This is a genomic window from Myxococcus vastator (genome assembly GCF_010894475.1).
GTDB lineage: Bacteria > Myxococcota > Myxococcia > Myxococcales > Myxococcaceae > Myxococcus > Myxococcus vastator.
The window spans coordinates 1-7,800 of record NZ_JAAIYB010000400.1 but is presented as its reverse complement, the minus strand read 5'-3'; the positions used below and the strand labels follow the sequence as shown (position 1 = coordinate 7,800).

Annotated in this window: 8 protein-coding genes and 1 pseudogene; 3 read left to right on the top strand and 6 right to left on the bottom strand. The window is 59.6% G+C overall.

Translation table 11 applies throughout. The annotated features are described in order from the left end of the window. Positions 1-53 precede the first annotated feature (53 nt). The gene (gene tnpA, locus G4D87_RS29500; protein ID WP_163786035.1) at positions 54-398 is read right to left on the bottom strand and encodes an IS66 family insertion sequence element accessory protein TnpA; all 345 of its coding nucleotides are present in this window, start codon (positions 396-398) and stop codon (positions 54-56) included. Positions 399-467: 69 nt separating this feature from the next. On the opposite strand from tnpA, the gene tnpC reads away from it, so the two are divergent. Then, positions 468-1,445 (top strand): IS66 family transposase, encoded by a 978-nt coding sequence (tnpC, locus tag G4D87_RS29495; RefSeq protein ID WP_338045008.1) that lies wholly within the window; start codon positions 468-470, stop codon positions 1,443-1,445. Here the strand turns inward: tnpC and G4D87_RS39665 are convergent. Next, the gene (locus G4D87_RS39665; RefSeq protein ID WP_275902310.1) at positions 1,388-1,660 is read right to left on the bottom strand and encodes a group II intron maturase-specific domain-containing protein; all 273 of its coding nucleotides are present in this window, start codon (positions 1,658-1,660) and stop codon (positions 1,388-1,390) included. The genes tnpC and G4D87_RS39665 overlap by 58 nt on opposite strands. 12 nt (positions 1,661-1,672) lie before the next feature. After that, positions 1,673-2,611, bottom strand: a complete 939-nt coding sequence (locus tag G4D87_RS29490) for a reverse transcriptase domain-containing protein (RefSeq protein WP_240358709.1) — start codon at positions 2,609-2,611, stop codon at positions 1,673-1,675. A gap of 598 nt (positions 2,612-3,209) precedes the next feature. On the opposite strand from G4D87_RS29490, the pseudogene G4D87_RS29485 reads away from it, so the two are divergent. Further along, a pseudogene (locus G4D87_RS29485) lies at positions 3,210-3,464 on the top strand (transposase domain-containing protein); the annotation flags it as partial. Between the two features lie 154 nt (positions 3,465-3,618). On the opposite strand, the gene G4D87_RS29480 reads toward G4D87_RS29485, so the two are convergent. After that, on the bottom strand, positions 3,619-4,053 hold the full coding sequence (locus tag G4D87_RS29480) for a hypothetical protein (RefSeq protein WP_163786034.1): 435 nt from the start codon (positions 4,051-4,053) through the stop codon (positions 3,619-3,621). 288 nt (positions 4,054-4,341) lie between these two features. Between G4D87_RS29480 and G4D87_RS29475 the strand changes: the two genes are divergently transcribed. Next, positions 4,342-5,574, top strand: a complete 1,233-nt coding sequence (locus G4D87_RS29475) for a serine/threonine protein kinase (RefSeq protein ID WP_163786033.1) — start codon at positions 4,342-4,344, stop codon at positions 5,572-5,574. 55 nt (positions 5,575-5,629) lie between these two features. Here the strand turns inward: G4D87_RS29475 and G4D87_RS29470 are convergent, their stop codons facing one another. Continuing rightward, positions 5,630-6,235 carry an NADAR family anti-phage protein gene (locus G4D87_RS29470; protein ID WP_240358708.1) on the bottom strand — a complete coding sequence of 202 codons (606 nt, stop codon included), beginning with the start codon at positions 6,233-6,235 and terminating at the stop codon, positions 5,630-5,632. Next, positions 6,226-7,233, bottom strand: coding sequence for a phosphoribosyltransferase-like anti-phage protein (locus tag G4D87_RS29465; protein WP_163786032.1), 1,008 nt, complete (start codon positions 7,231-7,233; stop codon positions 6,226-6,228). Before G4D87_RS29465 ends, G4D87_RS29470 begins: the two co-directional genes overlap by 10 nt. Positions 7,234-7,800 lie beyond the last annotated feature (567 nt).

The following is a 7,800-nucleotide window of genomic DNA, read 5'->3' as shown; positions in this document are numbered from 1 at the left end:
GGAGGGCTCCACGCGTTCTTGGGGGATGCGATGGAGGGACACATAGCAGCACGTCAGCCCAGCGCCGCCAGCAGAGCGCGCACGTAGCCGACGTCGGTGCCCTCTGAGAAACGCAGCACCCGCCCCGACGGAAGCGCCACCTCGAGAGGCGTCGCGCAGGGGCCTCCTCCTGGGGCCACCGTCTGCCGCGCTGCAAGCGCGGTGGAGCTTACCACCTCCACCGGCAGAAACTGAGGAGCAGCCGCTCGCCTGGCTTCTCGTCTCAACTTGTACACCCAGAATTGCAGCGTGCTCACCGAGACGCCCTTGGCCGCGGCGAACTCCTTCTGCTTCTGCTCACTCTCTTCGAACTCCGCTACCAACCGGCGCCACTCGTCCGCGCCCAACTGCTTCCTCATGTGTCCCTCCATCGCGTCCCCCAAGAACGCGTGGAGCCCTCCCGTCCGCTCAACTCACCCGACGCCTAAATCCGGACGGATACCTTCATCGCGCACGTCGTCACCTCCAAGTGCGCCGACTCGCTTCCCCTCTACCGCCTGGAGAAGTCGCTGGCGCGGGACGGTGTCCCCGTGGCGCGCAGTACCCTGACGGACCTCTTCCACCGCGCAGCCATGGAACTGGCGCCCGTCTCCGAGCACCTGCTGCGCCGGGTGGCCGAGCAGGACGTGGTGCAGGGCGACGAGACGCCGATGAAGGTGCAAGCCCCCGAGAAGACGCGCATGGGCTTTCTCTGGACGTTTCTCGCCCAGGAAGCGGCCACCCAGGACGAGCTGATTGCCTATTGCTTCAGTCCCACGCGCGCGGGCACCACGCCCGTCGAAGTATTGGGCGGCACCCAGGGCGCCCTCGTGGTGGATGGCTACACGGGCTACAACCGGGTGACGACACCCGAGGCACGCACGCGCGTTGGGTGCTGGGCCCACGTACGTCGCCGCTTCTTCGAGGCGCTCCCCGCCAACCCGGCGGCCGAGGAGGCCTTGCGCCTCATCCTCGCGCTGTACCGGGTGGAGGCCGCGGCGAAGGCAGCCGACCTCACAGGGACACCCGCGCACCAGGCCTTGCGCCAGCAGCAGTCCGCCGCGACGCTCGAAACCCTCCGCACCTGGCTCAAGGAGAATCAGCCGCTGCACCCGCCGCGCGGCCCGCAGGGAGGGGCTATCTCCTATGCGCTGGGGCAGTGGGAGGCCTTCACACGCTTCGTCGAGGATGTGCGGCTGCCACTGGACAGTCGGGTCGGGGACCGGCGCGGTGGTGTCCAGGCTGCCCTTGGCTGTGTCCGCCGTTTCCGGCTTCGTGCCCGTGTAGAGCGCGCCATCACTCCGTCTCCGGCCCCCGCCTCATCGAACCGGACAGGCGGATTTCCCGCATCCGGCTCGCCGCGAAGGCGTCATCTCATCGGGGTTATGATTCCTTTCGGCAGGGCGCCTGCTTTCGCGGCGGTGTAGTACCGGATGCGGTAGTCATTGAAGAGACCCCACATCCTGTACACGACGTCGCTACTCCACCGCGTCCAGCCGAAGCCCCTTCGCTTCAGTTTCTTCACCGCGAACCGCCTCACCTTGCGTTCGACGTGCCACTTCACTTTGTCGAATGCTCGGCTTGAGTTCCCCACTCGGAAGTAGTTCACCCAACCGCGAAGGACCGGGTTGACCCGGGCCACCGCATCCTGCACCTAAAGGTGCCGGCTGCCGTGGAGGACGTCCCTGACCTTGCGGAGGACTTCAGTGAGCTTCTTCTTGCGCGGGCTCGTGTGTGCGTACCCCTTCTGGTTGGTTGGGTTCGGCTTCCAGCGAAATTCGAAGCCGAGGAACGCGAATATGGCCCCCTTCTCGGTGAGCAGCACCGTCCGGGTCTTCTCCTTGTTCAACTGCACGCCAATGGCCTCCGCTTCCTCGCGGATGCGCTCCAGCGCACGCTCCGCCCACCGCCTCCCTCGTTTCGAGTTGAAGGTGAGCACCACCATGTCGTCGAGGTACCTCGCGTAGGTGAGATAGCCTTTGCCCTTCCCCAGGGCGTGGTCCAGGTCGTTCAGCGCCACGTTGGCCAGCAGTGGCGAGAGCGGAGACCCTTGCGGGATTCCGCACCCACCCGTGCTCTTCAGGAATTGCTTCACCAGGGCGAGCACCCGGCCGTCTTGGACTCTGCGCGCCACCTTCTCCATCATCCGGTCGTGCCGAATGGTGTCGAAGAAGGACTTCAAGTCCACATCCACGGCCAGGTGCTTCTGGTGGTTCATCCCCTTGCGCACTTCGTCCACGGCCTGATGTGCCGAGCGCCCGGGTCTCGCCCCGAACGAATGTGCCGAGAAGTCGGCTTCGAAGATGGGTTCCAGCAGCAACCGGCGCGCGCCTTGGACCACCCGGTCTCGAATCGTTGGAATCGAGATGGTGCGGACCTTGCCGCCCTCCTTTGGAATCTCTCTTCGCCGGTACGGCTTGGGGGTGTACCGCTCCTCCTCCAACTCCCGTGCGAGCTCCGACAGGAACTCGCCGCGTCCCTGGCTGTCAATCGCCTCGAACGTCACGCCGTCCACCCCGGGCGCGCCGCCATTGCGACGAGCTTCGAGGTAGGAGGCTTCGAGGGTCTCCAGCCGGGTGAGGTGAACGTACATTCCCCAGAAACGATGCGTTGGGGCGGATTTCGCCCGATGGCCTATCCTCGTTCGAAGCTCCTGCAGACTGATGGTGGGCTTTGTCATCCCGCTCCTGCCTCGCTCCTCCCTCGGAATGCCTCCGGTAGGGCCCCTTCGCTCCACGGGCGTTACCCCGCTTCGCCGCTACTACGGACCCATCCGTCGGGCTCTCGCCTTCGCCGGGCTTCACCTCTCGGCTCGCCCGGCTACCTTGCTTCCGCGGGGTTTCTCCGCGGGGCGAGGAGCCCTTCCCTGTTTCAACCCATGGCCTTGTACGCGTGCTGTCGCCTTTACCCCGCCGAGCGGTCCTTCTCCCGGGTCGGTGTCGAGATGGACCTGCTGCCTTCGCCGATATTATGACGGCTCGGCGCTCGGGACTTATCTGATGACGAGGCCTCAACCGGACGTTCATCACTTCGTTACGGCCCGCGTACTCGCTCATCCCGCCCAGGGCGGGACTTCGTCGGTGGGCTTCGCTCCCGGGCATCTCCCCCGCGAGCGCCACCCTAGCTATGCGGCTTCGACCTGTTGCCGCTTCGGGACTCTCACCCTACGGGTCCATGGGTACCTCCAGGCATCACACAATGCCTCGGAGCGCGCGCTGCGCGTCGCGGCCCTGGGCCGGAAGAACTTCCTCTTCGTCAGCCACGACGCCGCGGGCCGAAACCTCGCCGGCCTCTACTCACTGGTGGCCACTTGCGAGGCCAATGGCGTCAACCCGCGCAACTACCTCGCCGATGTGCTGCTGCGCGTGCAGTACCACCCGGCCAGCCGGATGGATGAGCTCCTGCCCGGCCCCTGGAGTCGCCGCCTCGCCGCAGACACCTCCTGAAACACGCCTCCATGCAGCACTTCGCCCATGGTCGCGCCCCGGCTGATGGTCCGGAGTGGAACTCTTCCGCGCTCAGGACAGCGGAATCCGGTCGGTTACTGAAGTCTGGTCGGAGAGAGTGCTGGGCGGGCCGCCAGCGGCTCGTCGTCCGTCGTCAGAGCACCGCCTCGAGCGCATCCGAGAGGGCCAGCAGCAAGGCCAGCTTCCGCTTCTGGCGGCGGTCGGCGTGGTTTGCATCACCGGCAACCCAGCCGGCGAGGCTCTCGAAGTCATCGCGGGTGCCGCTCAGTTCGTAGTCCATGCCCTCGTCTTCGAGCCCTTCGACTCGCTTCGCCGAGGCGAGCACTTCCTCGGAGCATGGGTAGTCGAGGTGCTTGAGCAGCGCGAGCGCGCCGGCGGAGATGTAGATGCGGAGCTTCCGCTGGTTCTTCGGTGTTGCTGAGCACGGTGGATGAGGGAGACCGGCCCGTTCTCGGACCGACTGGATGATGGGGAGTGGTTGCGCGCGGACGCGTTGACCATCAGCGAGCCGGGTGCGCGTCGGCCCGGGCAGCAGGCGCCTTATGTCGAGGTGGACGTGTGCCTGCATACTGAAGAGTACGCACTCTCGTTAGCGACAGTCTACGAGAGAGCGCGTTTCATCCAAGAAACTGAAGGCCAATCACAAAAGTTACTGCTGGGCATGATTGCGTGTTCGACTCCCCCTTTCTCAGTACGTTCAAATGCAGCCCGAGGATCACACACAGACACACACACCAACACCTATGGGGTCGAGTGGCCCCGTTGACAGCGTACAGCGAGTCGATCTCGTATCTCCAAGGAGCGCCTATTCACGAGGCAACCAAGTACTTTCGTTAGAGGAAGGGAAAATGAGCATATGGCGGTCGTACTGAGGAGGGCTCCAGCCGACTATATCGATACTCTCAGGAAGAGAAATTTCGAGATTGATATTTTCCTAGGCAAAGGCGCGTATGGAGAAGTCTGGCGCGCCATGCAAAAATCTCTCAATCGTCCAGTGGCTGTTAAGTTCTTTGACCATCTCAATCCAAGCGACGAGTCAAATCGCAAACGCTTTGACCGCGAACATTTGCTCTTAGCGCGACTGGACCACCCCGCGATACCATACATACTTACCGACGGAACGATTCGACGAGGCAAAACAGAAGTCCCATACATCATAATGCAACTGATCCGCGGACAGAGCCTCTCACACACCATCGCAAGAAAGCGGCGACTGGACACAGAGAAGGCAATCGAAGTGACGCAACAACTCCTCTCTGCCCTGGCATACGCTCATAGCGAGCACGTCATCCATCGCGACATAGCACCTGACAACATCATCATTCGAAGCCAGTCTGCTGCTCTGATAGATTTTTCAATCGGCATCTGCACAGAACAGAGCCCTGGACTGACGCGAACAACTAATCCTGGTGTTGTTATCGGCCGAACAGAATACTCATCACCAGAGCAGCTCGCAGACTCAAGTTCAGTCGACAATCGTACCGACATCTATTCTTTAGGGGTTGTCCTCTTTGAAATGCTAGCTGGACATCCACGAATCAATCACGACCTAATTGACCAAGATCTCAGCCATTTACCGCTAGAACTTCGCAACATCATTAAGACAGCCTGCGCTCCTGAACGAAACAATCGCTACCTCAACGCAGAGTCATTCTCCGAATCGCTAAAGAAAATTGCAGGCCAGACCCTCCTACTAAGCTCAGAACCAGTACTGTCGCTCTGCCCCAATCCACTCTGCAATGACGCATACTGGTCTGAGTGGGGGTACTTCAGGGGCCCCAAAGTCGAGACTTGTTCGGACACGTGCTGCCGGAGCTGTGGCACAGGACTAGTAAAAACATGTAGAAAATGCCGAACTCCTCTCCCTCCAAATCTGGAAGACCTTGTCCGAACCCCCACTAAACGCCGCGATATGACCGAAGCCCACTGCAGCCGATGTGGCGATCTAATCTTTCGGACGCCGACATGCGCAACATGCTCGTCATTTTTGAAGCGCGCAGACATGCGCGCAGACACCAAAGAAAATGGCTGTTCAAAATGCCAGCGTCTGCCGGAAGCTAATCCGGACGATGACGGGATTCCCTTCTAGACGTCCAGTCACCCACCAACTCAAACACCAACCCGCCTAAAGCAGCCACAGGCAATCAATCGCCACGAATATTATCTACTGGCCGCCCGAAGAATAGAAAGCCTGAAACATTGGGAGGAGAGACCACTCGCAGAGCGCCATTGCGATCCTCCCGAAGCTTCATGCGCAATTCCATCAGCAACCGGCCAAGAACATTGGCACCCGACAAAACTCTCTCGTCAAACTCTTGAGGCACCGCTCCCCAATAGGGGTCTTTCATCGAGACCTCCACAATAGGCAACTCACCGGTAGACTCAAGCAGCCGACTAAACTCCTCCCAATTCTGCGCAAGCTTAACTCTCAAGCACCATCGCATTACACGCACCCGGATCGAATCCCAATCAGGACGTGCCTGAGCCCTATATGGCTTGCTTTTCATTTTTGCAGTCATAGGACTGCTCTGTCCAACAAGCATCCACTGAACTTTAGGCATATGAGGAAATCGGCACATCTGATAGAGCACCTCCGAGGTTCCTATCCTAACGCCGTTAACATGCACCGGAAAACCGGCTGCCATATTGGAAAGCCCACCAAAGCGCTCATTCGTCTTTCTGAATGGAGCACACTTGTCCACAACATATTCTCGAACACCAACTTTTAGCACCTCATCTCTTAGAGCCACATCGCATCCATTTGTGTGTCTGTATTCGTCTTCCTCGGAAAAAGAGGGTACCACGGATCGGAGGCCCAGAAAACAAGCGGACAGTTATTCGGGCAGTTCCTGTAAGTCACAACCATCCCGCCGAACCCAAGGAGCCGCAACCCTGTGAATCCCAATGGGCGGCAGGCCTGCGGGAGATTCGGACATTGTTCTCTAATGCGCACCCCGGCCTTGAGGAACTCTTGTTCCAGCAGATGGCGCCCTTCATGCGACGAAAACAACTTCCCTTCTCCGAGTCCAATACCGGGGCGCAATTCAACTGGATACCCAGCTGCTTTCAGCTCATCTGCATACTTCACAACTCCCTCATCACTGGGCAGCATACCAGGCGACAAAACATCCGAATTTCTTCTCTGGGTCCTTCGATTCTCAAAAGCCTGAGCACGCCAGAACTTCAGCGTTATATCTTTTTTCACACTCTTCGCCGCCTCCATTACCTTCTGCTCAGCGTGCCATTTCCCTGCCGAAAATAACGCAATAACAACAACATGTATAACCGCCTTATTCGGCGCCTCGCCTGCAATCCAACCACAGAGATCTTGCCGAGCGCGGCTCCCGCTAAACACACCATCGTCGATATACACGAACTCCCCCGACTCCCCAGTCCCGGACTCAGCGCCAAGATTGAACGACTTTTCCAGGACCCGCCCAAACATCTCAAGCATGTCTCGCTGACTCGCCCCTCCCTTCTGTATATTCAATAAACCCGTTCTCGACCAGAAAGCAACCGGCTCTCCTCTCGTGAACTTTGAATCATTCGCGACAACAGTAAGAAATCGCTCAACCCTACTTTGCGTGTAGTAGGTTTGCTTCAATACATAATCAAGCTCCACCAACAGTGGCTCTCGCACTCTCTCCTCAAACTGCTTGACCCACCTAATCACACGCTCTGCACTCATCTGACCAAATTCATGCGCTCTATAGTCGGAAGCAGTCGACGCAATGGATGATGCGAGCACGTTTACATGTGACAAGATATCCCCCTTCGGTTGTTCACTTCCGAGAGCTTACTAGCGCAGCTATGCCAATGGAATCCGCTATTCGAGTGGTGCCCGCAGACACCGGAAAGCCTGTTCAGCGCGCCAAGGCGAACTATTCTGGGCAATGGCGCAGGAGTCCCGCAACAGACCGCAGCACCTCCTTCTTCATCTTCTCGGAGTCCCGATCATAAGTCGTCGTTCAACTAGATTGTCCTCGTTGAAGTTTTTCGACATGGCCCTATCGCGCGCGCATGCTTGACCCAAAATGGCGCGACCATTTCCAAGTCAGCAGCAGGCAAGGACTGGGGGGGCGGCTCTTTCGCGCCTCTCGAACGATCTCAGAGAAACGCCCCCATAGAGGAAGGCGAGGACGTCCTTCCGACGTCCCGCCACTCAAATGGGATCTCGGAACATGAGCAACGCAGCACTCGCACGCATCGCCACCGCCCAGGCCACCCTTGGCGCGCAGTACCTCAAGACCGGACGCTACCGCCTGGAGGTGCAGTCCATGCGCACCAAGGACGGCTTCAAGGGTCTGTCAGCCAT